This window comes from Lentzea sp. NPDC004782 (assembly GCF_040609115.1).
Lineage (GTDB): Bacteria > Actinomycetota > Actinomycetes > Mycobacteriales > Pseudonocardiaceae > Lentzea.
On sequence record NZ_JBEXJN010000022.1, the window covers coordinates 97,851 to 122,659 of the forward strand.

At 69.0% G+C, this 24,809-nt stretch carries 20 protein-coding genes; 14 read left to right on the forward strand and 6 right to left on the reverse strand.

Annotation, left to right across the window (positions count from 1 at the left end; all coding sequences use genetic code 11):
- Positions 1 to 100: 100 nt before the first annotated feature.
- Entirely contained in the window at positions 101 to 4,645 is a 4,545-nt protein-coding gene (locus ABZV40_RS21455; protein WP_355444061.1) for an ATP-dependent helicase, read from the reverse strand.
- A 111-nt stretch (positions 4,646 to 4,756) separates the two neighbouring features.
- Here ABZV40_RS21455 and ABZV40_RS21460 point away from each other — a divergent pair, with 111 nt between their 5' ends.
- From ABZV40_RS21460 to ABZV40_RS21495, 8 genes are all read left to right on the forward strand, one after another.
- Positions 4,757 to 6,601 carry an Hsp70 family protein gene (locus ABZV40_RS21460; RefSeq protein ID WP_355444064.1) on the forward strand — a complete coding sequence of 615 codons (1,845 nt, stop codon included), beginning with the start codon at positions 4,757 to 4,759 and terminating at the stop codon, positions 6,599 to 6,601.
- 53 nt (positions 6,602 to 6,654) lie between these two features.
- Entirely contained in the window at positions 6,655 to 7,905 is a 1,251-nt protein-coding gene (locus ABZV40_RS21465) for an MFS transporter (protein WP_355444067.1), read from the forward strand.
- Between the two features lie 9 nt (positions 7,906 to 7,914).
- Positions 7,915 to 8,109 carry a DUF3046 domain-containing protein gene (locus ABZV40_RS21470; RefSeq protein ID WP_355444070.1) on the forward strand — a complete coding sequence of 65 codons (195 nt, stop codon included), beginning with the start codon at positions 7,915 to 7,917 and terminating at the stop codon, positions 8,107 to 8,109.
- A 146-nt stretch (positions 8,110 to 8,255) separates the two neighbouring features.
- Complete coding sequence (gene recA / locus ABZV40_RS21475) at positions 8,256 to 9,302, forward strand: recombinase RecA (protein ID WP_355444073.1); 1,047 nt, start codon at positions 8,256 to 8,258, stop codon at positions 9,300 to 9,302.
- A gap of 13 nt (positions 9,303 to 9,315) precedes the next feature.
- Entirely contained in the window at positions 9,316 to 9,825 is a 510-nt protein-coding gene (locus ABZV40_RS21480; RefSeq protein ID WP_355444076.1) for a regulatory protein RecX, read from the forward strand.
- A complete protein-coding gene (locus ABZV40_RS21485) occupies positions 9,822 to 10,382 on the forward strand; it encodes a nucleotidyltransferase family protein (protein WP_355444079.1) in 561 nt (186 codons plus the stop codon). Before ABZV40_RS21480 ends, ABZV40_RS21485 begins: the two co-directional genes overlap by 4 nt.
- Positions 10,383 to 10,485: 103 nt before the next feature.
- Entirely contained in the window at positions 10,486 to 10,938 is a 453-nt protein-coding gene (locus ABZV40_RS21490) for a MarR family transcriptional regulator (protein ID WP_355444082.1), read from the forward strand.
- A gap of 113 nt (positions 10,939 to 11,051) precedes the next feature.
- Positions 11,052 to 11,852 (forward strand): alpha/beta hydrolase, encoded by an 801-nt coding sequence (locus ABZV40_RS21495; protein WP_355444085.1) that lies wholly within the window; start codon positions 11,052 to 11,054, stop codon positions 11,850 to 11,852.
- 52 nt (positions 11,853 to 11,904) lie between these two features.
- On the opposite strand, the gene ABZV40_RS21500 is transcribed toward ABZV40_RS21495, so the two are convergent.
- Positions 11,905 to 12,705: a serine protease gene (locus ABZV40_RS21500; protein WP_355444088.1), complete on the reverse strand. Its 801-nt coding sequence runs from the start codon at positions 12,703 to 12,705 to the stop codon at positions 11,905 to 11,907.
- A 184-nt stretch (positions 12,706 to 12,889) separates the two neighbouring features.
- Between ABZV40_RS21500 and ABZV40_RS21505 the strand changes: the two genes are divergently transcribed.
- The 3 genes from ABZV40_RS21505 to ABZV40_RS21515 are packed head-to-tail and all read left to right on the forward strand — an operon-like array spanning position 12,890 to position 15,575.
- Positions 12,890 to 13,627, forward strand: a complete 738-nt coding sequence (locus tag ABZV40_RS21505) for a DUF4190 domain-containing protein (protein WP_355444091.1) — start codon at positions 12,890 to 12,892, stop codon at positions 13,625 to 13,627.
- A 42-nt stretch (positions 13,628 to 13,669) separates the two neighbouring features.
- Positions 13,670 to 14,437 (forward strand): RNA ligase family protein, encoded by a 768-nt coding sequence (locus ABZV40_RS21510; protein WP_355444095.1) that lies wholly within the window; start codon positions 13,670 to 13,672, stop codon positions 14,435 to 14,437.
- Positions 14,430 to 15,575: an AAA family ATPase gene (locus ABZV40_RS21515; RefSeq protein ID WP_355444098.1), complete on the forward strand. Its 1,146-nt coding sequence runs from the start codon at positions 14,430 to 14,432 to the stop codon at positions 15,573 to 15,575. Before ABZV40_RS21510 ends, ABZV40_RS21515 begins: the two co-directional genes overlap by 8 nt.
- On the opposite strand, the gene ABZV40_RS21520 is transcribed toward ABZV40_RS21515, so the two are convergent.
- Complete coding sequence (locus tag ABZV40_RS21520) at positions 15,572 to 16,876, reverse strand: DUF4142 domain-containing protein (protein WP_355444101.1); 1,305 nt, start codon at positions 16,874 to 16,876, stop codon at positions 15,572 to 15,574. The two genes, ABZV40_RS21515 and ABZV40_RS21520, sit on opposite strands and share 4 nt — an antisense overlap.
- A gap of 185 nt (positions 16,877 to 17,061) precedes the next feature.
- On the opposite strand from ABZV40_RS21520, the gene ABZV40_RS21525 reads away from it, so the two are divergent.
- The 3 genes from ABZV40_RS21525 (at position 17,062) to ABZV40_RS21535 (ending at position 20,779) form a co-directional block, all read left to right on the forward strand.
- Positions 17,062 to 17,589, forward strand: a complete 528-nt coding sequence (locus tag ABZV40_RS21525) for a sigma-70 family RNA polymerase sigma factor (RefSeq protein WP_355444104.1) — start codon at positions 17,062 to 17,064, stop codon at positions 17,587 to 17,589.
- Between the two features lie 103 nt (positions 17,590 to 17,692).
- Positions 17,693 to 18,016 (forward strand): hypothetical protein, encoded by a 324-nt coding sequence (locus ABZV40_RS21530; RefSeq protein ID WP_355444106.1) that lies wholly within the window; start codon positions 17,693 to 17,695, stop codon positions 18,014 to 18,016.
- Positions 18,017 to 18,238: 222 nt separating this feature from the next.
- The gene (locus ABZV40_RS21535) at positions 18,239 to 20,779 is read left to right on the forward strand and encodes a LuxR C-terminal-related transcriptional regulator (protein WP_355444109.1); all 2,541 of its coding nucleotides are present in this window, start codon (positions 18,239 to 18,241) and stop codon (positions 20,777 to 20,779) included.
- Here the strand turns inward: ABZV40_RS21535 and ABZV40_RS21540 are convergent.
- The 3 genes from ABZV40_RS21540 to eda form a co-directional block, all read right to left on the reverse strand.
- On the reverse strand, positions 20,739 to 21,974 hold the full coding sequence (locus ABZV40_RS21540; protein WP_355444112.1) for an MFS transporter: 1,236 nt from the start codon (positions 21,972 to 21,974) through the stop codon (positions 20,739 to 20,741). The genes ABZV40_RS21535 and ABZV40_RS21540 overlap by 41 nt on opposite strands.
- Positions 21,974 to 23,932, reverse strand: a complete 1,959-nt coding sequence (locus ABZV40_RS21545; protein ID WP_355444115.1) for a PEP/pyruvate-binding domain-containing protein — start codon at positions 23,930 to 23,932, stop codon at positions 21,974 to 21,976. The genes ABZV40_RS21540 and ABZV40_RS21545 overlap by 1 nt, the downstream gene beginning before the upstream one ends.
- A 216-nt stretch (positions 23,933 to 24,148) precedes the next feature.
- Positions 24,149 to 24,772, reverse strand: coding sequence for a bifunctional 4-hydroxy-2-oxoglutarate aldolase/2-dehydro-3-deoxy-phosphogluconate aldolase (eda, locus tag ABZV40_RS21550; RefSeq protein WP_355444218.1), 624 nt, complete (start codon positions 24,770 to 24,772; stop codon positions 24,149 to 24,151).
- Positions 24,773 to 24,809 lie beyond the last annotated feature (37 nt).

Sequence of the window (24,809 nt, forward strand, 5' to 3'; positions counted from 1 at the left end):
CGGAGCGCGGGCGTGCGGACCGGAACGCGGTCGAGGACCCCGGCGAGTGCGCACCGGCGACACCGAGCGCCGGTGCGCAGAGAGGAATGAGGAGGCTGGGTCAGGCGCGTAGTCGAAGGCCTTTCGGTGTGGCACGGAAGCCCGCCTCCTGCAGGACGGAAGCGAGGTGCGAGGTCAGCGCGACCTCGCCGTCGGCTCGCTGCACGGCCAACTGTCCCAGCCAGCCGTCGCGGACCGCCCGGCTCAACGCGTTCGCGGCGACGCGCAGCGTCGGGTCGTCGTCGGTGAACGACAGCAGGGACTTGCCGCCCCGCTCGACGTACAGCGCCGGACTGCCGTCGACCAGCACCGCCAGCGCTCCGGCCTTGCGCGCCGGGCGATGTTTGCCTTCTCCCAACGGATCCGGCCACGGCAGCGCGGCACCGTAGGGCTGGGCCGGGTCGGCCGCGGCGAGGACGACCGCCGACTGGTCGGCCTGCGCTGGTTGGCCGGGCGGGCGCGACAACGCCCGCAGGCGGTCCACCGCACCCCGCGCCGCGAACTGGGCGGCACCCAGCCCCTCGACGACGTAGCCGCGGATCACCTGGCCGGATTCCTCCATCGCGCGCAGCACCTTGTAGACGCCGCTGAACCCGCCTGTCACGCGTTCGGTGTCGAGGGCGCCGCGGGTCAGCACGCCGTGGCGTTCCAGAAAGGCCTCGGCTCGGGCGTGCGCCCGGCGGGTCGGATCTTCCGCCGGTTTCACCGCCAGCGACCACCGGCCCGCCGCGGTCGGCGGACCCGTGCGGGAAGGCAGGTCCGGACGGGCCGCGCGCAGCCGGGCGTAGCGTCCGCGTGGAGCGCTGCGGCGAGGCTTGTGAGCCGCACCGCCACCGGACACCAAGGCGCGCAGGGGAGACAGCGTGTCGTTGGTGATCAAGCCCGCCCACACCAGATCCCACAGCGCGCCGACGACTTCCGCGTCCGTGCATTGCACGGACAGCGAGATGTGGTCGACGACCTGACGGAAGAACAGGGCGCCACCGGACAGCGCCTCCAGGACCGCCGTGTGCAGCGGCGACTCGGGAATCGACTCCGGCACCAGGTCGGGCAGCAGCAGATCCGCCACATCCGTTGGTGCCACGGCGATCCAGCCGTCGCCACCGGCCAGTGCGCCACACCCCGTCCACGTCACCTCGCCGGACGCCGTCAGCTCGTCCAGCAACGCCGGGTAGTAGCCGGGCAGCCGGGACGGCAGCAGCAGGGACTCCAGCGCGCTGGCCGGAAGTGGTGCTCCGGCGAGCTGTTCCACCACGGAGAACACGTCGTCGACCGTCGGTGCCGAACGCAGCCGACGGCCCAGTCCGTGCCACGACGGCAGGAACCGGCCCAGCGCCGCGGGTTCGACCGGTTCCACCTCGGACCGCAGCCGTGCCAGCGAGGCACGGCGCAGGCGGCGCAGCACGTCCGCGTCGCAGTACTCGGTGTGGGTGCCGCCGGGTCGCAGCTCGCCGCGGACCAGCCGGCCCGTGCCAGCCAACCGGTCCAGGACACCCGTCACCACGGCCACTCCCAGACCGAACCGCGTGGCGGGCTCCGCGGCGGCGAACGGCCCGTGGGTGCGGGCGTAGCGGCTCAGCAGGTCGCCCAGCGGATCCGCCACCGGTTCGGTGAACGCCTCCGGAACACCGACCGGGAGCGCGACGCCCAGCGCGTCCCGGACCCGGCCCGCGTCCTCGATCGCGATCGTGCGTTCCTCACCGGCGATCCGGACGCGGATCGCGCGGCGCTGAGCCACCAGCTCGTCCAGCCACTCGCGGGGCACACCGCGTTCGACAGCCTCCGCGTCGGAGAGATCTCCCAGGAACCGCAACAGGTCCGCGGTGTCCTCGGCGTGCCGCGGGCGGCGGTCCTCGCTCAGCCGCTGCAGGCCGCGTTCGACCTCGGCCACGACCTCCGGGTCCAGCAGCTCCCGGATCGCCTCGGAGCCGAGCAGTTCCGCGAGCAGCGTCGAGTCGAGCGACAACGCCGCCGCGCGGCGTTCCGCCAGAGGAGCGTCCAGCTCGTAGAGGAACATGCCCACGTAACCGAAGAGCAGGCTGCGCGCGAACGGCGACGGCGACGGCGTCTCCACCTCGACCACACGCACCCGGCGCGCGCGGACGTCCGCCATCAGCTCGCGCAGGCCCGGCACGTCGTAGACGTCCTGCAGGCACTCGCGCATCGCCTCCAGGACCACCGGGAACCGCTCGTACTTCGCCGCCACCGACAACAGCTGGGCCGAGCGCTGCCGCTGCTGCCACAACGGCGTGCGGCGTTTCGGGTCACGGCGGGGGAGCAGCAGCGACCGCGCCGCGCACTCGCGGAACCGGGCCGCGAACAACGCCGAACCACCCACCTCGGCCACCACGATCTGCTCGACCTCGTCCGGGTCGAGCAGCACGTCCTCGGCGCCCGCCGTCACCTCCACGCCCTCGTGGTCCAGGGCGTCCGGCAACCGCAGCACGATGCCGTCGTCGGAGTGCGCCGCCTGCACCTCGACGCCACGGCGTTCGCGCAGCCGTGCCGCGATCGCCAACGCCCACGGCGCGTTCACCTGGGCGCCGAACGGGGAGTGCACGACGAGCCGCCAGTCGCCCAGTTCGTCGCGGAACCGTTCCACCAGCACGGTCCTGTCGTTGGGGACGTGCCGCGTCGCCTCCCGCTGCTCGCCCAGGTACGCCAGCAGGTTGTCCGTCGCCCACTCGTCCAGCCCCGCGGAGGCAGCCCGTTCGCGAGCGGCCGAATCGTCCATCGTGGACACTTCGCGGAGGAACTTGCCCATCGCCCGGCCGAGCTCCAGCGGGCGGCCCGGCGCGTCGCCCTTCCAGAACGGCATCCGCGCCGGCTGGCCGGGAGCGGGCACGACGATCACTCGATCGTGTGTGATGTCCTCGACCCGCCACGACGACGTCCCCAGCAGGAACGTGTCGCCGACCCGTGACTCGTAGACCATCTCCTCGTCCAGCTCGCCGACACGCGAGCCGGGACCGTTCTCCGACGGCGGCGTCATCACCGCGAACAGCCCGCGGTCGGGGATCGTGCCACCGGACGTGACCGCGAGCCGTTGCGAGCCGGGCCGCCCGCGCAGCTCGGAGTTCACCCGGTCCCAGGTGATCCGCGGCCGCAGCTCACCGAACTCCTCGGACGGGTACCGGCCCGACAGCATGTCGAGCACCGCGTGCAGCGCCGAGTCCGGCAGCCCCGCGAACGGTGCCGCCCGCCGCACCAGCGCCGTCAGGTCCTCGACCGTCCACGTCTCCATCGCCACCATCGCGACGATGTGCTGCGCCAGGACATCCAGGGGATTGCGCGGGAACTTCACGGCCTCGATCGCGCCGTTCTGCATCCGTTCCGCCACTACCGCGCACGACACCAGGTCGCCGCGGAACTTCGGGAACATCACGCCCCGCGACACCGCGCCCACCTGGTGCCCGGCGCGGCCGACGCGCTGCAGACCGGAAGCGACCGACGGCGGCGCCTCCACCTGCACGACCAGGTCGACCGAGCCCATGTCGATGCCGAGCTCCAACGACGACGTCGCCACCACGCACGGCAGCCGTCCGGACTTCAGGTCCTCTTCCACGGCCGTGCGCTGTTCGCGTGACATCGACCCGTGGTGCGCACGGGCCACGGAAGCGGTCTTCTGGACCGTGAGCCCCGACTGACCGATGGCCTCGGCCGGGAACGACTCCAGCTCGGTCGCTTCCTCCGCGAGCTCGTTCAGCCGCGCGGTCAGCCGTTCCGCGAGCCGCCGCGAGTTCGCGAACACGATCGTCGATCGATGTGCCCGCACCAGTTCGAGCACCCGTGCCTCGACCGAAGGCCAGATGGAGGTGCGCTGCTCGGCTCCCGCAGCCGATCCGGACACCTCGCCCGTCGGCTGGCCGAGCAGCGCCATGTCCTCGACCGGCACCTCCACCTCGACCTGGATGGTCTTGGGGGTCTTCGGCTGCACCACCGACACCGGCCGCCCGCCGGCCAGGAACGTGCTGATCTCCTCGACCGGCCGCACCGTCGCCGACAGCCCGATCCGCTGCGCCGGCCGGTCGAGCAGCGCGTCCAGCCTTTCGAGTGACAACGCCAGGTGCGCGCCGCGTTTGGTGCCCGCCACCGCGTGCACCTCGTCGACGATCACCGTCTCCACGCCGCGCAACGACTCCCGCGCCGACGAGGTCAGCAGCAGGAACAACGACTCCGGCGTCGTCACCAGCACGTCCGGGGGAGTGCGCCCGAACGCCCGCCGTTCCTCCGGTGACGTGTCGCCGGTCCGCATGCCCACGGTGATCGACGGCTCGGCGAGGCCCAGCCGGTGCGCCGCCTGCCGAATACCGGCCAAAGGCGCGCGCAGATTTCGCTCGACGTCCACCGCGAGCGCTTTCAACGGCGAGACGTAAAGAACCCGGCAGCGTCGTTTCGGCTCCGCCGGGGCGGGGGAGGAAGCCAGCCGGTCGAGCGCCCACAGGAACGCGGCCAGCGTCTTGCCCGAGCCCGTCGGGGCGATGACCAGCGCGTGCTCGCCCGCCGCCGCGGCTGCCCACGCCCCCGTCTGCGCCTGGGTGGGCGCGGCGAAGGCCCCGGCGAACCACTGCCTGGTCGCCGGTGAGAAAGCCTTTGTCACGTCCATGCCGACCATCATGACAACCGGGTCTGACAATTTCTGATTGCGCAGGTCCGAGCACCTGGCGAAGCCCGCTGTGGCACGATCACCCGCAGTACGTCCTGCGAGGGGAGCACGGTGCGCGTCCTGTCCGTCGACCTGGGCACCGCCAATACGGTTGCGGTGCTGTCCGACCACGGTGTGGTGGATCTGGACGGAGGGCCCACCATGCCCTCGTCCGTCTACCTCGACGAGGACGGCACCCTGCACGTCGGCCGGGAAGCGGAGCGGCGCTCGCGTCAGGACCCGTCGCGCTACGAGCCCAACCCGAAGCGCCACATCGACGAGGCGACGATCAAGCTCGGCGAGACGACCCTGCCGGTCAACGACGCGCTCGCGGCCATCTACGCGCGCGTGATGGAGGCCGTGACGCCGTTGCTCGACGGCGCGCAGCTCGGCGAGATCCGCCTGACGCACCCCGCCGAATGGGGCCCGACCAGGCGCAACAAGCTGCTGTCGTCGGCCAGGCTCGCGGGCATGACCGGCGAGCTGGTCCCGGTGCCCGAGGCCATCGCGGTGGCCTCGCTCGGCGGTGGCCGCCCGCTCGCCGTCTACGACTTCGGCGCCGACACGTTCGACGTCTCCGTGCTCGACGCCCAGCACCGCATCCTCGCCGACGGCAGCCTCAGCGACGTCGGCGGTCTCGACGTGGACCAGGCGCTGCTGGAGCACATCGGCCGCACCGTCTCCCACAAGGACCCGGCCGGCTGGCAGCGGTTGCTGCGCCCGGTCACCGTGGACGACCACCGCGCCCGCCTCGGCCTGCGCGAGGAGCTGCGCCTGGCCAAGGAGGACCTCTCCGAGCTGCCTCAGGTCGAGGTGCTGATGCCGGAGCCGTTCGAGAAGGTCGTCGTGACGCGCGCCGAGCTGGAGGCGCTGGTCCGGCCGAGCCTGATCCGCAGCGCCGAGCTCCTGGTCAGCACCGTGCACAAGGCGGGTGTCACGCCCGAGCACGTCTACCTCGTCGGCGGTTCCTGCCGGATGCCGCTGGTCGCGCAGGTCATCGCGGAGAAGGTCGGCATCGTGCCGACCAACCCCGACCACCCGGAGACGATCGTCGCGTCCGGTGCCCAGGTCGTGGACCGGGCGACGATCACGCTGAAGCCCGAGGACGACAAGCCCAAGTACGTCGAACCGCCCACGGTCGTGACGGCGCCGGTCAGCCCCGCCGTCAGCGGCCCGCACCCGGTCAACCCGAACGTCAGCGGCCCGAACCCGGTGGTCAGCGGCCCGTACCCGAACCCGAACGTGAGCGGGCCGTACTCGGCGAGCGGCACCTACCCGGTGACCGGGCCGTACCCGGTGAACCCGGCGGTCAGCGGCAGCTACCCGATGAACTTCCCGCAGCAGCCCCCGAAGAAGGACAACAAGAAGGTCCTCCTCGGCATCGGCGGCGCGGTGGTGGCGCTGGCCGTGGTGATCGGCGCGGTGTTCGCGTTCTCCGGCCCGGACCTGCCGAGCGCCGACGAGTGCAAGGACGACACCGCCCGGGACGGCCAGGGCTTCACCAGGTGCCTGCGCCAGCTCGCGGGCCACGTGCCGGACGGCGGCGGCTGCGAGAAGGCCGACTCCGCGCAGATCACCGGCATGGAGGAGATCAAGGGCACCGTCGTGAGCTGCACGATCCGCGACGGCTACGCGGTCCAGTACATCCTCACCGACAGCGTCACCGGCGCCGAGAACAACGCCGAGGCGATCGTGAAGTCGTTCCAGACCGACCGCGTCGAGGCCGACTGGACCGGCAACGGCCTGGAGGGCAACTACCGCGCGGCCACGTCGAGCGGCACCGGCGTGCTGGTGTTCACGGCCAAGGGACGGCCCATGTTCGGCATCCTCACCAAGAACGCCGAGGAGAACGCCGACGAGCTCAAGCCGGACGAAATCGCCGACTTCTTCGAGAAGTCCGTGCAACCGGGGGAATAAGCGCCCCCTGATGGCCCTGTCGGCGCGCGGCCGAGCGTGCCACGATCGCGATCATGGTGACCGTCGCGCCGCAGGTCGAAGGTGTGCAGCGCAAGGTCGTCCGCGTGCTGACCGGCACCCAGGTCCTGGGGGCGGCCGCGGTGACGATCGGCCTCGCGATCAGCACGTTGATCGCCGCGTCGCTGTCCGGGTCCGACGCCGTGGGCGGGCTTGCGCAGACCGCGGCTGTCGCCGGTGCCGCGTTGCTGGCGCTGCCCGGTGCCCGGCTGGCGCAACGGCGTGGGCGCCGACCGGCGTTGATCCTCGGCTACGGCATGGGCGCGCTGGGTGCGGTGATCGCCGCCGTCGCCGTGAGTGCCGGGTTGTGGCAGTTGTTGTTGGTAGGACTCCTTCTGTTCGGAGGGGCATCCAGCGCGAACTATGCGGCTCGTTACGCCGCAACAGATCTGGCGGATCCGCAACGTCGTGCGCGCGAGCTCTCCCGCGTGGTGTGGGCGGCGATGATCGGCGCGATCATCGGCCCCAACCTCGCCGATCCCGCCGGACGTCTCGCGGCCCTGCTGGGCCTGCCGGTGGGGGCGGGGCCGTTCCTGCTGGCGGCCGCGGTGCTCGGCGTGGCGGTGCTGGTGATCCAGTTCGGGCTGCGGCCGGACCCGCTGGTCGTCGTGAGAAGCACTCGACCGGTTGAATCCCCGCACTGCGCCGGCGGTGGCGCGCCAGGCGGTCTGAAGATCTGGGGATCGCTCGGGCCGATGGCGCGACTTGCACTCGTTGGAGTGATGTTGTGCCACACCGCGATGGTCGGGCTGATGTCGATGACGCCGGTGCACATGAACCACGCCGGGTCGTCGTTGCGCGTGGTCGGCGTCGTGATCAGCCTGCACGTGGCGGCGATGTACGCCGCGAGCCCGTTGTTCGGGTGGATGGCCGACCGGCTCGGACGCGTGCCGGTGCTCGCGATCGGCGCGTCGCTGGTGGTGGCGGCGTCCGGGATCGCGGGAATGGCGCCGTCGCACGACGCTCCGCAGCTCGCCGCGGGACTGGTGCTGCTCGGGTTCGGCTGGTCGGCGGGGCTGGTGTCGGGGTCCGCACTGCTCACCGAGTCCGTGCGTGTCGAGGACCGGCCCGCGGCGCAGGGGCTGTCCGATCTGGTGATGAACGTCGGTGGCGCCGTCGGCGGCGCCGTGTCCGGCATCGTCGTGACGGCGTGGTCGTACGCGGCGCTCGGGCTCATCGTCGGCTTCACCGCGCTGCCGTTGCTCGTCGTGTGCCTCTTCGCATCGCTGCGCAGGCCCGTTCGTTAGGGTTTCCCGGTGCGCATCACCATGTTCCGCAAACTCATGGCAGGGGAGTTCGGCGGGGTCAGGGCCGAGATGATCGCCCGTGACCACGTGCTGTCGTCGCTCGGCGGCCGCACCGCCGACCAGGCGCTGGAGGCGGGCATCGGTGCCAAAGAGGTCTGGCTCGCGGTCTGCGACGCGTTCGAAGTTCCCGAAAATCGTCGCTGAGCTGGCCGTTCGGAGTGTCGCGTGTGCTCGAACACGTGTTCGGCTACAGTGGCCCCGACCCCGGCTTCGCAAAATTGTCAGACCCCGCCAGTAGCGTCAGGTCCAACATGACGAAGCAACGGCAGACGACAAAAGGTGGACCGAAGATGGCACCCGCAGCACCCGACCGGGACAAGGCGCTCGAGCTGGCCCTGGCGCAGATCGACAAGCAGTTCGGCAAGGGCTCCGTGATGCGCCTCGGCGAGGAGGGCCGCGCCCCGATCGAAGTCATCCCGACCGGCGCGATCGCGCTGGACGTGGCGCTGGGCATCGGTGGTCTGCCCAAGGGCCGCGTCGTCGAGATCTACGGCCCGGAGTCCTCCGGTAAGACGACCGTGGCGCTGCACGCCGTCGCGAACGCCCAGAAGGCGGGCGGCATCGCGGCGTTCATCGACGCGGAGCACGCGCTCGACCCCGAGTACGCGAAGAAGCTGGGCGTCGACACCGACGCGCTGCTGGTGTCCCAGCCCGACACCGGTGAGCAGGCGCTCGAGATCGCGGACATGCTGGTCCGCTCCGGCGCGCTCGACATCCTGGTCATCGACTCGGTAGCCGCGCTCGTGCCGCGCGCCGAGATCGAGGGCGAGATGGGCGACAACCACGTCGGTCTGCAGGCCCGCCTGATGAGCCAGGCGCTGCGCAAGATCACCGGTGCGCTCAACGCGTCCGGCACCACCGCGATCTTCATCAACCAGCTGCGCGAGAAGATCGGCGTGATGTTCGGCTCCCCGGAGACCACGACCGGTGGTAAGGCGCTGAAGTTCTACGCCTCCGTGCGTCTGGACGTCCGCCGCATCGAGACCCTGAAGGACGGCGGCGAGCCCGTCGGCAACCGCACCAGGGTCAAGGTCGTGAAGAACAAGGTCGCGCCGCCGTTCAAGCAGGCCGAGTTCGACATCCTCTACGGCCAGGGCGTCTCGCGCGAGGGCTCGCTCATCGACATGGGCGTCGACCAGGGCATCCTGCGCAAGTCCGGTGCCTGGTACACCTACGAGGGCGACCAGCTCGGCCAGGGCAAGGAGAACGCGCGGAAGTTCCTGCGCGACAACCCGGACATCGCCAACGAGATCGAGAAGCGCATCAAGGACAAGCTCGGCATCGGCGCCACCCTCGACGCCGAGGAGTCGGCCCCCGCCGCGCCGGTCGAGTTCTAAGAGGTAAGCGAGATTGGATGAGGCTGAGGAGCAGCGCAAAGCGCGCGACATCTGCTACGCGCTGCTCACCGCTCGCGCCCGATCCCGGCAGGAGCTCCACGACGCGTTGCTGCGCAAGGGAATCAGCGCCGCCGCGGCCGAGGTCGTGCTGGGCAAGTTCGACCGCGCGGGCCTGATCGACGACGCCCAGTTCGCCGAGATGTGGGTCCGCTCGCGGCACACCTACAACGGCCTGGGCCGCCGAGCCCTGGCCATGGAGCTGCGCCGCAAGGGCGTGGCCGACGAGGTGGTGGCCGAGGCCGTGGCCGCGGTGGACGGCGAGGCGGAGGAGGAACGGGCCCGTGAACTGGTCCGCAAACGCCTCCGCACCCTGTCCGGCGCGGACGAGACGACCAAGATCCGCCGCCTCGTGGGCGCCCTGGCCCGCAAGGGTTACGCGGAAGGCCTCGCCTACCGCGTGGTCCGCGACGAGCTCCGCGCGGCCGGCGACGAGGCGTCAGCCCTGGACGAAACCTGGTCGTGAGGCGGCACGCTGCTCGGGTCGGCGACCAGGTCGACGCGTTGCGCGCGGCGCTCTCCCGCAACGAGGTGCTCGTGGAGGTGCTGGCTCGCGCCGCGAAGCTGGACCTTCCGGGGTGGTACCTGACCGCGGGGTGCGTGTTCCAGACCGTGTGGAACGTGGTCACCGGCCGACCGCCGACAGCCGGCATCAGGGACTACGACCTGTTCTACTTCGACGACTCCGATCTCGGGTGGGATGCCGAGGACGAGGTCATCCAGGCAGGTGAACGGGTCTTCCACGACCTGCCGGTGGACGTCGAGATCCGCAACGAGGCACGCGTGCACCTGTGGTACGAGGACCACTTCGGGGTTCCTTGCGCGCCTCACACGTCCACCGAAGCCGCCATCGACTCGTTCGCAGCCACGACCTGCTGTCTCGGCATCCGTCTCGGCGGTGACGGAAGGTGGCGCGTCTACGCGCCGCACGGGCTTTCCGACGTGTTCAACCTCGTCGTCCGCCCCAAACCCGGTGCTGGCTCCCCGCAGCGTCTACGAGACCAAAGCTCAGCGCTGGCGTGAACACTGGCCGGAGCTCACCGTGCTGCCCTGGCCCGAACCGCCCATCAGCGCAACGTAACCGACTTCGCCGCTTGGCCGGTTCGCCCCGAGTAGCCTGAACCGCGTGAGCACCACTCCCGACGCGCCGTCCGACGTCACCCCCACGGTCTCCGACCTGCTTTGCTTCGACCTGTACACGACGTCGCGGGCGGTCACGGGCTTCTACCGCCCGATCCTGGACAAGGCCGGCATCACCTACCCGCAGTTCCTGGTGATGCTGCTGCTGTGGGAGCGCGACTCGCGGCCGATCCGGGAGCTCGTCCAGGAGCTCGACCTCGAGTACAGCACCCTCTCGCCGTTGATCAAGCGGCTGGAGAAGAGCGGGCTGCTGGTGCGCGTCACGCATCCCGACGACGAGCGGTCCGTGCTCGTCCAGCTCACCGGCAAAGGCCGTGAGCTGCAGTGGATCGGTAGCGAGATGACCAGCAAGCTCAGTGAGGCGCTGGGCATGACCGACGACGAGATCGCTGTTCTCCGCAAGGCGTTGCGCCGGGTCAAGCACGGCGCCGAGCGCTAGTGAGCTGAATTACATCGCATGCGAGGTATCTCGTCGGTTAACTTACATCGTGCACGATCTAATCGAGCACGATGCAATTCCACAGCGGTGTCTGACGAGAGAGTGAGAGAGCAATGCGAGTTCGTAAGGTGTTCGCCGTTCTTGGGGCCCTGCTGGCGCTGGCTGCTGCTGTTCCGTCGGGTGCCGACGCCGCGGACGGCGCCGAGAAGTCCGGTGCCAAGAAGCCGACCATCGTGCTGGTGCACGGTGCGTTCGCCGATGCGTCCAGTTGGAACGATGTCGTGGAACGCCTGCAGCGCAAGGGTTTCCCGGTCGTCGCGGTCGCGAACCCGTTGCGCGGGCTCACCTACGACGCGAACTACCTGCGCAAGGTGCTGGCCTCGATCGACGGGCCGATCGTGCTCGCCGGGCACTCGTACGGCGGCATGGTCGAGTCTGCGGCCGCGCTGGGCAATCCGAACGTGAAGGCGCTCGTCTACATCGCGGCGTTCGCGCCGGAGAACGGCGAGAGCGCGCTGGAGCTGTCGAACAAGTTCCCCGGCAGCACTCTCGGCGACACGCTGCAGACCATCGACCTCGGTGACGGCACCAACGACCTGGTGATCCGGCAGGACAAGTACTGGCAGCAGTTCGCGGCAGACGTGCCCCGCAAGGACGCGACACTCGCGGCGGCGACCCAGCGGCCGGTCAACGACAGCGCGCTGACCGAGAAGGCCGGCGAGCCCGCGTGGCGTCAGATCCCGTCGTACTTCGTGGTGGCGGGCAAGGACAAGAACATCCCGGTCGCGGCCCAGAGGTGGATGGCCGAGCGCGCTCACGCCCGCGCCGTCGTCGAGGCCCCGACCGCCTCGCACTCGGTGGCCGTGTCTCAGCCGGACGTCGTGGCCGAACTGATCGTGCGCGCGGCGCGTTAGCAGGAGCGGAAAGCCGGGGCGCGGCAGGGGCGCCCCGGCTTTCGCGGTGTTCTCAGGGCTTGGAGACCTTGCAGCCCGGCAGCGACAGGTTCAGCGTCGTGCCGGGACCGAAGCAGGAGACGAAGTCGAACGTCTGCTGGCCGTAGTTGATGCCCTTGCGGACGGTGACCTTGCCGGCCGCGTCGACCTCGCACGGGTTGTTCATCGTGCAGCGGCCGCCGCTCTCGTTGCCGGTGTTGTTGATGCCGACGACCTTGCCGCTGGCGTTGTCGACGATCGGCGAACCCGAGGTGCCGCCGATGGTGTTGCACGACGAGGTGTAGCGCAGCGAGTCGCGCCAGGTCCAGTCGGCTTCCTTGAGCTGGTACACGAAACCGTCGACCTGGCAGGAGTAGATCTTCTTCCAGTAGCCGGAGACGACGCGGATCTCCGTCTTGGCCACGGGATGCGTGGCCGACAGCTCCAGCGCACGGGTGCCGTACTGCTGCTGGATCTGCCCGTACGTCTGGTCGAGCTGGTAGAACGCGGCGTCGGTGCCGGTCATCGTCGCGTAGACGAGCTTGGTCGTGTTGAGCCTCACGAGGTTCGAGCCGGAACCGGTGAGCAGCTGCACCCAGCGCCTCTCGGGCCGGTTGACCACCGTCTGGCCGGCCTTCATGAGCTCGAAGCAGTGCCCGTTCGTGAGGACGAGTGCCTTGTCCGCGTCCGTCGAGCTGGGCAGGCGGACCAGTGAGCCGGAGCAGTTGCTGAGGCCCACGGTGCCGGCGAAGTCGACGGCGGCCTGTGCGGGTGCCGTCGTCACACCGAGTGCGGCGATCGCCGCGAGCAGGGATCCGACGAGTCGTCGTGCCATGTGCAGGGTCCTTTCAGGGATGGCGTCCAGCGCCAAGCCTGTACGGATCGTAGTCGTCTCGCTACCTTCGGAAGTCTGCTGACGAGCCGGCCGTAACTCGATCGAGTGACGATGCGGTGGTGCGCTAACAAGCGAAGCGGGCCTGTCGACGTGGTGATCACACTCGCAACCGCCAGGAGCCCTGATGACCCTTCCGACGCAATCTGCCTACGCCACTCCTCCGGTCGCACCACCGAAGCCGACGCGGTTCGGTGCGCTCGCCTGGACCGCGTTGATCCTCGGGATCGTCGGTGTCGTCGGTTCGCCGATCATCATCCTCAACAACCTCACCGCGATCGCGGCGGTCGTTGGGCTCGTGCTCGGCATCATCGCGTTGTTCGGCACACGCAAGGTTCTCGCGATCGTCGGTGTGGTCCTGTGCGTCGCGGCGATCGCTTTCACCGTTGTGGCGCAACAGTCCGCGGTGAAGCAGATCGACAAGGCTCTCGACGGCGTCGGCGAGACTCCCCGGCAGGAGGCGCCGGTCGCACCTTCGACCTGGGGCAAGCGCTACACGTGGGCGAACGGCCTCTCGGTCGACGTCAGCGCGCCTGTCCCGTGCACGCCAGGCCAGTTCGCGTCACCGCAGCACATCGCCCGCGCGGTGAAGTTCAAGGTCACCGTCACCAACGGGACGGGCGCCGCGTTCGAGACCGCGCTGATGTCGATGGGCGACAACGCGCAGTTCAACGGCCAGAAGGCCGAGCGGGTGTTCGACTCCGGCGGTGGCTGCGGTGGAGAGGTCGCGGCGGTGACCGTGTTGCCGGACAAGACCTACACCTACGAGGCCGCGTACTCCGTCGGCGCGCAACCCGGTGAGATGCAGCTCGTGTTCGAGCCGAGCTTCAACGCCGACAAGGCCGCGTTCGTCGGTCAGGCGTAAACCGTTCGCGAGCGGGCGCCCGGACGGGTTACAAATCGGGGCATGTTGCGCAAGTACCCGCGAACGCCCCACCTCGAGGGCTCGCGCCTGCAACCGGGCGACGAGGACCTCGACCAGGTGCCGTTCCGCGCGATCGCGGGACGGCACCTCGTCGTCGAGGAGAAGCTCGACGGTGCCAACGCGGGTATCAGTTTCGACTCCGCGGGCACGCTGAAGTTGCAGTCACGCGGCCATTTCCTGACCGGTGGACCGCGTGAGCGGCAGTTCGCGCCGTTGAAGGCGTGGGCCGCGGCGCACCAGGGCGTGCTCTGGGAGCGGCTCGGCACGCGGTACGTGCTCTACGGGGAGTGGCTGTACGCCAAACACACCGTGTTCTACGACGCGCTGCCGCACCACTTCTGCGAGTTCGACCTGCTCGACCGCGAGACCGGGGAGTTCCTGTCCACACCGGAACGCCGGCGGGTGCTCGAAGGCACGCCGGTGGTCCCGGTGCCGGTGCTGCACGAAGGCCCGCTGCGGACGCTGAAGGAGTTGACCGCGCTGATCGGCCCGTCCACCTGTCGCACGCCGGCGTGGCGTGACGTGCTGGTCGACGTGGCGCGCACGGCGGGCCAGGACCCGGAAGTCGTTGTCGCGGAAACGGATTCCGACGACCACATGGAAGGCCTCTACATCAAGGTCGAGGAGGACGGCCGCACGGTCGAGCGCTACAAGTGGGTGCGTCCGACGTTCCTCACGGCCGTGCTGGACTCGGGCAGCCACTGGCAGGACCGCCCGATCCTGCCGAACCGGGTGGTGCCGCGTGTTTGAGGAACTCTGCCCGGCTGGTCCACAGTGGACTCTCGATTGGGGTGCCGTCCGTTCGGCGTTCGCCTGGGTGCGCGCTCTGGAAGGAGTGCCTCAGGACCCGGTCCACCACGCGGAAGGCGACGTCGCCACGCACACCAGGATGGCGTGCGAGGCGCTCGTCTCGCTGCCGGAGTGGCGTGCCCGGCCGGAAGCCGATCGCGTGCGGCTGTTCGCGACCGTGTTGCTGCACGACGTGGCGAAGCCGTTCCGCACGCAGATCGAGGACGGCCGCATCACCGCGCACGGCCACTCCCGCGCGGGCGACCTCCTGGCGCGCAGGCTGCTGTGGGAGATGGAACGCCCGATCGCCTGGCGCGAGCACGTCGCCGCGCTGGTGCGTCACCACCAGGTGCCGTTCTGGGCGCTGGAACGACCCGACCTCGACCAGATCGCGTTCCGCGTCAGCCTGGTCGCCCGCAACGACGACCTGGCGACGCTCGCCCGCGCCGACATCCTCGGCCGGATCTGCGGCGACACCGAGTCCGTGCTCGAGAACATCGCCCTGTTCGAGGAGTACTGCCGCGAACGCGACTGCCTCGACCGCCCGCGTCTCTTCCCGTCCGACCACGCCCGGTTCCGGTACTTCCGCACACCCGGCCGCGACCCCGACTACGCCGCCTACGACGACACCCGTGTCGAGGTGACCGTGCTGTCCGGCTTGCCGGGCGTCGGCAAGGACCACTGGATCGCCGCGAACCGGCCCGGCTGGCGCGTCGTCAGCCTCGACTCCGTGCGCGAACGCCTGGGCGTTGCTCCCGACGGTGACCAACGAGCTGTGGCAACGGCAGCGTTCGAAGAAGCGCGTGTGCTGCTGAGGTCGGGGGAGCGTTTCGTCTGGAACGCGACCAACATCTCCCGCCAGCTGCGCGACCGCTGCATCGGGCTCGCCGCGGACTACCGAGCCCGGATCACGTTGATCGGCCTCGAAGCCCCGAAGGCCGTGATCCACGCCCGCAACCGCGCTCGCCGGGAACCGGTGCCGGCCGCGGTGATCGACCGGCTGGCCGACAAGTGGGAAGCGGTCGACCTCACCGAAGCGCACGCCGTCGAACTGGTGGACACGGCACGAACGCCGACGCGTACTCAGGCCGCCGGCTAACGGCGGTGTTCGCCGTGGTGGCCGACGGCTCGGACGAGCCAGAGGGTGCCTGCTCCGGCGACCACGAGGACGGCGATTCCGGTCAGGAAACCGATGCTCGTGGGGGAGTCGTCCGGCTGCGGAGCCGGGCTGGTGTTGGGCTTGGGCCCGACGATGGCCGGGGCGTCGGTCATCAGCAGCGAGTTCGACTTCACCAGGCCCGTGCCCTCCAGCAGGAGCATGTGCTTGAGGAGGAGTGTCAGACCGGTTTGTGCGGCGTTGCGCACCGGGGCGCTCTTCGTCGTCGCCCGTGCCTGTGCGACCTGGATGATGAGTGAGCCGTCGGCGGCCCGCGACAGGTTCGCGAACATGCGGTCGAGCTCGTCGCCCGAGCTGGACGAGATGGCGTTCGCCCAGGACTTCTGTTCGGTCGTCGGTTCGCTGGGAAGGTTCACGCCGATCTGGCTCGCGGCCTCGGTGACCGCCGAGACGAGCTGGGTGTGCTCGGCGGCGAGCTGGCTCGCGACCTTGCGGACCTTCGCGTCCCGGGCGCGGTCGGAGCTCTCCCGGCTCGCCGGTTTCTGCCAAAGCGAGTGCTGGGTGAGCAGCACGAGCAGTTCCCGGTCCGACGGCTCGATTTTCTGGCCGAGGATGTGGACCGCGTTCACCTGTGCTTTGGTCGCCACGAGTTCGAGGGCGGACGGGTCGACCAGGCCGGTGTTCTCAAGGGGCGCCATCGTTCGGACGAGCATTTGCACGGCTTGGTGCGCCAGCGTGCGAATTGTGGTGTTCTGCGTTGTGGCCCGCGTTTGCGTGGCCATTACGAGAAGGCTGCCCTGGGCCTGTCGCACGATCGTCGCGTAGGCGCGGTCGTGGTTGTCGCCGGTGCGTTCGGCCATCTCGTTGATGAGCGCCTGGTTCTCGCTGCTCACGTCGTTCGGCAGGACCACACCCAGTTCGCCGGCGGCTTTGAGGAGGTCGACGTCGAGTCGTGAGTGTCCTTCGAAGATGTCCTTTCCGGCGTTGCTGATGGCGGCATTCGTGGTGCGTGCCGGAGCTTCTTTGCTGACTGGCACGATCCACGAGTTCGCTTGCCGCAGAGATACCATGAAAGAACGTTCTGACGGTTGCACGTCGGTCGACTGCGCATTCGCCGGGACGGCTCCGATCAAAGCCCCGAGAAATACCGCAGATGAGACGGCGAACAGCGTTGCCTGCTGCCCCAGCGTGCCCAACCGGTGACGCATAGTGCCCGTTCCTCCCCGCGATCGAGCTGCCTTCGAAGGTGATACGTGCAGGTGGGGCTGTAGTTCACCCTGCATGTGAAGATGGTGATGTGACGTGGATCACACAAGAACTTGCGAACCATTCGTGCGGGATTTACGTACCCGAGAGGATTTCGTGTTCACGATGTAGGATCGGCAGGATTCCACGCTCGGCCATCGAGTCGCTAGGTCTGCCGCCCGAAGCGAACGCGTCGCCGATATCTGGGGAGGTCGCAAGCTTCATGGGTGATCAGGGCAAGGTCGCGCAAGTCCATCAGGACGAGGAATTGCTCACGCTGCTCTACGGGCAGTTCCAGCGGATGTTGTTCTCGCAAGTTCTGTGCCTGACCAACTACGACCGTCAATGGACGGAAGATGTCGTCCAGGAGACGTTGATCAGGGCCTGGCAGAACTCGGCGCACCTTGTTCGTGAACCGGGGATGTTGCGCGGCTGGCTCAGCACCGTTGCTCGTCGCATTGTGATCGACGGATGGCGCAGCCGTCAGGCGCGCCCGCAGGAAGTGGAATTGCTCCGTCCGGACATCGCCGAATCTCCGGACGACACGGAACAAACACTTTCGGTGATGGTCATTACCGAGGTTGTACGCCAATTGAGTGATGAACACCGTTCAGCCATATACGAAACGTATGTCATGGGACGAACGGTGAAGGAGGCCGCGATCGTTCTCGGAGTCCCGGAAGGAACCGTCAAGTCCCGGCTGTACAAGGCGATGCACACGATCCGCCGGGCGCTGCAGGACAGGAGCTAGCGTGATGGTGACCCGTCAACCACATCACGAGCACGTAGCAGGTCCCGAAGACGCCGAAGACCGCACGAGCCCAGAGGGGCCGTGCGGTGATGTTGCGGCGTATGTGCTCGGAGTTCTCGAACCCGCGCAGCACGTGATCTTCTCCCGGCACCTAGCCGGGTGCGAGAGCTGCCGGCGTGACGCGGCGGACTTCGGCGTGTTCGCGCCGGTGCTGCGTGAGGCCGTCAGCCAACCCGCGGGCCGCAGACCATGCCGCATCACGCGCAGCATCCTGCTCGTGGCGGCGGGCGTCGTCGTGGCCGTCGCCGCGGTGCTGTCGGTCGTGGAGTCGTTGTCCACGCACACCGTCAGCCCGGCCGAGGCCGGCACCCTGACGCGAGCGGAGTCTGCTCACGCCGAGCTGTTTCCGCTGTTCCGCTCGGTGTGAGAGAGGCCGGGAGCCGATGAGCGCGCAGGCGACGCGGAGCCACCCGCGCACCAGCCCGGCCCAGATCATCGCGCTCTCCCGCACAGCTCACAGTTTCGTTAACCGTTACCTGTGGGTAAGTTTGCCCGACGGGGAAGCGCAGGTCTTTACGGTCCTCACCGAAGGAACACCGAAACGTTCGACCTGCGGTCCTCTCGGTACCGAAGGCAAGGGTAGGCAGAGGTGACATCTCCACTGCTCGGCCGGGATGCGGAACTCGCAGCTCTCGGGCGTTTGCTGGACGACGCGTTGCAGGGAACGGCCTCGTGCGTGGTCGTCACCGGAGGCTTCGGCATCGGCAAGTCCGCGTTGCTCGACGCGTTCACGGCCGAGGCGAGGGCGCGCGGCTTCACGGTGCGCCTGGCCAAGAGCGCGCGTCTGGAAAGCCACCTGCCGGGCGCTGTCGTCCGTCAGCTCGCACCGTGCCTCGCGAACGAACGCGACCTGGAGGAGCTGTACGCGCGCGCCGCCTGCTCCGCCCGCAAGGCGCCGATCCTGATGGTCGTCGACGACGTCCACGTCGCCGACACGTTCTCCAAGCGCGCGCTCGCCTACCTGCGGCCCCGGCTGCAGGACATGCCGGTCGTCATCGCTCTCGGTGCCTCCCAGGGCTACCTGTCCACGGACGAGGTGACGCTGCCCGAGATCGCCGGCGCCCACCCGCACCGCATCGATCTCGACGGCCTCGACGTCACGGCCATCGCGCAGCTCACCGCGAACTACCCGGACCGGGACCCGCAACGCTGCCACGAGCTCACCGGCGGCAACCCGTACCTGTTGCAGGCCTTGCTGCGCGAGGAAGGCGAGGGTTCGGCCGCCGTCGGCGAGATGATCGGCATGCGGCTGCGCGAGTACACCGGTGCCGCCGAGGTCGCGAGGTCCGCCGCGGTGCTCGACGGTGACGCCGGTCTCGAACTCCTGTCCGCGCTCACCGGGTTCGACGCGCTGCCCGCCGTCGACACGCTCGTCCGCCTCGGCGTGCTCGCCGACACCGACCCGTTGACGTTCCGGTACCCGTTCGTGCGCAACAGCATCCTCGCCGACATGCCGGTCGCGGTCCGGTCCGCGGCGCACGCCCGCGCCGCCTGGCTGCTGTTCGAGTCCGACGCCCCCGACGAACGCGTCGCCGAGCACGTGCTGAAGGCCAGGTCCGTCCGCCTGCCGTGGTCGGTCGACCTGCTGCGCGAGGTCGGCGGCGTCGAACACCTGGAACGGGCGCTCGAGGAACACCTGTCCGAAGAGGACCGCCTGGCGATCGAGGTCGAGCTCGGCCACGCCGAACATCTGAAGGACAACAGGAACGGCCGCGACCGCGTCCGCGACGCGCTGACCGCCTGCGAGGACCCGCATCTCGCCGCGGACGTCGCGCTGTCGTTGATCCGGAACATGTGCACCGGCTCGGACGCGCACTTCGCGGTCTCGCTGGCGATCATGATGGTCGCCCGCCTGCTGCCGGAGGACCGCGACACGGTCTGGAACATCGTCTGCACCACCTACCTCCTCGCCGCCAACCGCGACGCGCGGATGGCCAACTGCGCGGGCAAGTACTACGACGACCTCATCGGCGACATCCCGAAGGACCCGAACCTGCGCCGCGCGCGGTCGGCGTTGCTCGCGGTGGGCCACGCCCGCAGCGGCGACTCGTCCGCCGACGCCGTCCAGCACGCGCTGGAGGCGCTCGACGGCGAGTGGGTCGACGCCTTCGGCGAGCCGTACCTCTTCACGTTCCTGGTGCCGGTGCTCGCCGACGATCCGCAGCACATCAACAAGTTCTGGCTCACGCACAGCACCGCGCCGGTCTCGCACGACCCGCACCTGCGCCGCGGAATGCTGAGCATGATCGCTCGTGCCGCCGCCTTCCACAACAGCGGTGATCTCGCGCGCGCCTACACGTTCCTGACGCCACCGGTCCTGACGGGCAACACGGAGTGTCCCGCGGTGCTGCTGGCGACGGCGAAGCTCGCCGAGGTGTGCATCGAGATGGGGCAGTTCGACGAGGCGGCACCGCTGGTCACCGAGGACGGCGACCTGCTGCAGCACATCAACGTCGTCTACACCCGAGGCCGGCTCAAGCTCGCTTCGTGCCACGCGGAGGGTGCGCTGGAGGACCTGCTGGAGGCCGGTCGGCGGCTCGCCGCGCGCGAGATGCCGAACCCCGCGCTGATGCCGTGGCGGCACCACGCCGTGCGCGCGTACCTCGCGATGGGCAACCGCGACGACGCTGCCAGGCTTGCGCACGAGGAGCTGGACCTGGCCAAGCGGTGGGGTTCCACGAGGGTGATCGGGACCGCGTTGATGAGCGTCGGCATCAGCACCGACGACGTGGACGTCCTCGCCGAGGCGGAACAGCTTCTCGCCTCGTCACCGCACCGGCTGCTGCACGCCCAGTCGTTGTACTGGCTCGGGCACCACCTGCGCCGCAAGGGGCGCACCGAGGCCGCCGCCCCGCACCTGCGCCGCGCGTTCGAGCTCGCCCGCCAGCTCAGCGCGCACCCGTTGGCCAAACTCGCGGGCGACGAGGTCCGCGACGAGGACGACCAGGTGCAGGGCCTGACCAAGCAGGAGAACCGCGTCGCGCGGATGGCGGTGCAGGGCCTGACGAACCGGCAGATCGCCGAGACCCTGCACCTGACCCGTCGCACGGTGGAGCTGCACCTGTCGAGCGCCTACCGCAAGCTCGGCATCAACGGGCGAGCTGAGCTCGTCGCCGCCTTGTGGTCCTGACGGCGACCAGCAGACCCGCGAGCAACGCCATCAGGATCACCGTGACGACCGACGAGAGCACCAGGAACTCGTTGAGCCGCCCGCCGGCGAGGTAGGCGCCGAGTGCGACGGCGACGACCGCGCACACCGCACGGTCCATGATGGACTCCATCGACAGCAGCGTTGCGCGGTAACGGGAATCCGGGATGGCGTCGTTGAGCAGCTTCTTCTGGATGGGGAAGCTCATGCCCGCCGTCACGGAGAACAGGCACAGCAACACGATCGTCACGATGCCGCCGGACGGCACGATGAAACCGATCGACAACGCCATCACGACGGTCAGCAGGAACACCGACTTCGCGGGCCCGATCCTCGTCGACAGCCAGTGCGGCCGGGCGGCCGCGACGGCCTCGAAGATCGTCATCGCGGCGAGCACCGAGCCGTACCAGGTGACCGAGACGTGCTTCGACTCCAGCACCGGCTGGAACAGGTTCACCTGCAGGATCCGCACCAGCGTGAACATCGCGATGCCCTGGACCATGAGCAGGACCAGCCAGCGCGACTTCTTCAAGGCGCCGAACGCGCCGCCGACGCCCGCGAGCAGCTTGGACGTCCTGCCCTCCGGCTTCTGCCAGCCGGGGATCGGCGGCAGTTTCAGCGCGAGGACGACGGCGACCGCCGCGTTGACCGCGGTGAGCCAGTACGGCGACGGCATGTTCCACTGCATCAGCAGACCGATCACCGGCCAGTACACGATCTTGCCGACCAGGCTGTACGACCGTCCGACGCCCTCGACCTTGAGGTAGAGGTGGCCGGCGTTGTGCGCGTTGAGGTACTCGTACAGATACGCGCTCTGAGCGCCCGAGATCAACGACCTCGCCAGCGCGATCAGCAGGAAGTGGACGAGGAACCCGGTGTAGTTGCCGGCGAGCACCGGCACCAGGTTCGCCACGACGAGCACGCTCGCGCCCAGCCACAACGACGTGCGGTAGTCGAAGCGGTCCGCGACCATGCCGGTCGGGATCTCCATGAGGCAGAACGCGATGTAGTAGATCGACTGGATGCCGAAGATCTCGGCGTCGCTCAGCCCGAGCTGCTTCTGGTACTCGTAGAAGATCGGGATCCACAGCAGCAGCCCGAAGAAGAACTGGAAGCCGTACGTCAGGCGGACGGCACGCGCCACATCCGGAGTCGCCGGTACGCGAAGACCCAGCATCAGATCGAGTACGGCCGCAGCTGCAGGACGTACAGGACTTCGTCGGTGGCGAGCCACTCGATGTCGACGGGCGAGTCGAACGTGTAGTCCGGCGAGAAGTGCGCCTGCAGCAACCGTCCGACGATCGCGAGGCGTTGCAGCTGCGCGTGCGCCTTGGTGCTGAGGTCCTCCTTCGCGTCACCCAGCGAGACCGTGCGGCCACCACCCTCCACAGTGGAGTACAGGTACTGCATCGGTTGCTTCGAGCCTTCGACGACGTCCGTGACGTTCGGCGAGACGTTGATGTAGACGTTGCGGAAGTCGTTGCGGTTCATGGGGTTCGTGGTGACCATGACGCCGCCGAAGTCCGCGTCGACCTGCTCCTGGACGACGACGCCCATGAAGCAGTCGTCGAGCGAGATGCCCGCCTGCTGCCGCAGCCGCACGCTGCGCGCGGAGACGAGCGAGGCCCACACCTCCTTGACCGACTCCACGATCTTCTCGGCGGTCGTGACGTGGTTGTACGACTCGTAGATGCCCGCGGCGGAGAACCCGGCCAGGTCCTCGGCGTTCGACGAGCTGCGCACCACGAACGTCCGCACGCCCGCCAGGTTCTCGACGATCGCGCTGTCCAGTTCGGACAGCAGGTAGTCCGGCACGCGGGTCTTGCGGATCAGCCGCTGCAGCTCCACGCACAGCGGTTCGATCTCGCGGGCGTTGAGCTCCAGCGCCATCTTCAGCTTGCCGATGGCCTGCTGGATCTTCGGCGACGACTCCAGGAAGCCCTGGTGCATCGAGAACGGCAGGGCCACGCCGCGCGGCACCCGCACCCGTTCCGCGAGCAGCTGCTGGGCGGCGGCGAGCAGGTCGTCGTCGGTGCCGAGCAGCTTCGCCAGGTAGGGCATGAGGTTGTCGCGCGGCGGGCGCGGCACCGAGAAGAAGCCGAGCATGCGCCGCGACCCCTCCGCGAGCACGTGGTGCAGCTCGCCGAGGTTCGCGGCCTTGGTGCCGTAACGGTGACTGTCGTGGTGGCGGATCCTGGCGAGGTCGAGGATCGGGTTGTAGGTGTCCTCGGGCTCCTCCAGCGTGATGCGCTGCGCGTACCAGGCGGGGCGCTGGCCGAGGTCCTGCGGCTCGTCGATGAGCCGCAGACCGACCGCCGCGCTCTTCGGCGACACCTCGTACTCGACCCACTGGCCGTCGAGGTTCTCGCGGTCGATCAGGTCGAACGCGCCGAGCTGGATGGCGTTCGGAATGGACCACCCGGTCGCCAGGACGTTCGTGTGCGACAGCGGAGTGGTGTGGCTCGCGTTGATGATGCCGGCCAGCCTGGGAATGTCGTCCGGAACGCGGTGCATCACCACGATGTCGAACCACTCCAGCGAGTTCTCCCGGTACTCCTGCTCGGTGCGGAATGCGCGCAGACGGCCCTTCGCCGTGCCCGGATTCAACGCCACGAACTCCGCCGTGGAGAACAATTCGTGCGCCAGGATCCGTGGAAGCCTTTCCACCGGAAGCTCGGCGACCGCCTGTTCCTGAAGGTGGTTGGCGGGCTTGAAGAACAACGGAACGGCGGTGTCGACGCTCCTGCGCACCTCGGCGTAGAAGAACTCGATCATGTCGGCCGACATGGTGTCGACCTCGACCGTCTCCAGCGAGAACATGCGCTTGTCCTCGCGCTCGTGCAACGACAGGATGCCGAGGAAGAACCGCCGGTCAGCGGCGTGGTAGAAGCTCTGGTTGAACTCGTCGATCCGCGCGCGCACCTCCTCCTCGGCGATGCCCAGGATCTCCTGGCCGATGTAGATCGCGTGGAACTCGTGGCGCGCGTTGTTCAGGAAGTGGATCGTGCCGCGGTGCCGGTCGACGACCACCTTGACGAACGAATAACCACCCAGACTGCCGGAAAGCTGGTTGAAAGCCGACATGGTCAGCTGCTCGCCGACCAACCCCGCCACGTCGGTTTCCTGGACAGGCACACCCGCTCCTCTCTCGTGCGTCATTGCAACGAGCCAGTGTGACACTGCGGAGTTCGGAGTTATTCCAGGAGAAATCTCAGTCGGCGATGCGGGAGTTCACTTCTTCTCAAACCTCTGTCAATTCGAGACCGGCGTCACCTCCGGTTGGGTGAAGAATCCAACCTGGCGGGACGCCGGTCTCGCACTGTGGAGCGAATTTTCGGTTCGTGACGCCGGTTACCCGAGCTGGGACGCCTCACGGGCGAGGGTCTCGACGCGGTCCCAGTCGCCCTTCGCGAGCGCGTCCTTGGGCGCCAGCCACGAACCGCCGACGCAGCCGACGTTCGCCAGCGCGAGGTAGCTCGGCGCGGTCTGCGGCGTGATGCCGCCGGTCGGGCAGAACCGCACGTGCGGAACCGGCCCGCCGATCGACTTGAGGTAGTCCACCCCGCCGGCCGCCTCGGCCGGGAAGAACTTCAGCGCGGTCAGCCCGCGCTCGGCCAGCCGCAGCACCTCGGACACCGTCGCCGCGCCCGGCAGGTACGGCAGCCCGGTCGCGTCGGCGGCGTCGAGCACCCGGTCGGTCGTGCCGGGCGTGACGAGGAACGCCGCCCCCGCCTTCGCGGCCTGTTCGGCGTGCTCGGGCGCCGTGACGGTGCCCGCGCCGATCACGATCTCCGGTACCTCCCGCGCGACGTTCTCGATCGCGGCGAGCGCGGCCGGAGTGCGCAGCGTGAGCTCGATGACGCGGACGCCACCGCGCAGCAGGGCCTGGGCGAGCGGCACCGCGTGGTCGGCGTCGTCGACCACGACGACGGGGATGACAGGCGACAGGGTGAGGAGGTCCGCGCCGGTGGTCACCCGAAGATTGTCACCGTTGGTCACTGCTGCTCTCCTT

Bases quoted from the DNA above. Each gene is read 5' to 3' on its own strand.
- ABZV40_RS21520 (WP_355444101.1), bottom strand. From the start codon at position 16,876: ATGCAGGGTGAACTACAGCCCCACCTGCACGTATCACCTTCGAAGGCA.
- recA (WP_355444073.1), top strand. From the start codon at position 8,256: ATGGCACCCGCAGCACCCGACCGGGACAAGGCGCTCGAGCTGGCCCTG.
- ABZV40_RS21540 (WP_355444112.1), bottom strand. From the start codon at position 21,974: ATGCTGGGTCTTCGCGTACCGGCGACTCCGGATGTGGCGCGTGCCGTC.
- ABZV40_RS21505 (WP_355444091.1), top strand. From the start codon at position 12,890: ATGACCCTTCCGACGCAATCTGCCTACGCCACTCCTCCGGTCGCACCA.
- ABZV40_RS21500 (WP_355444088.1), bottom strand. From the start codon at position 12,705: ATGGCACGACGACTCGTCGGATCCCTGCTCGCGGCGATCGCCGCACTC.
- ABZV40_RS21495 (WP_355444085.1), top strand. From the start codon at position 11,052: ATGCGAGTTCGTAAGGTGTTCGCCGTTCTTGGGGCCCTGCTGGCGCTG.
- ABZV40_RS21465 (WP_355444067.1), top strand. From the start codon at position 6,655: ATGGTGACCGTCGCGCCGCAGGTCGAAGGTGTGCAGCGCAAGGTCGTC.
- ABZV40_RS21455 (WP_355444061.1), bottom strand. From the start codon at position 4,645: ATGGACGTGACAAAGGCTTTCTCACCGGCGACCAGGCAGTGGTTCGCC.
- ABZV40_RS21525 (WP_355444104.1), top strand. From the start codon at position 17,062: ATGGGTGATCAGGGCAAGGTCGCGCAAGTCCATCAGGACGAGGAATTG.
- ABZV40_RS21510 (WP_355444095.1), top strand. From the start codon at position 13,670: ATGTTGCGCAAGTACCCGCGAACGCCCCACCTCGAGGGCTCGCGCCTG.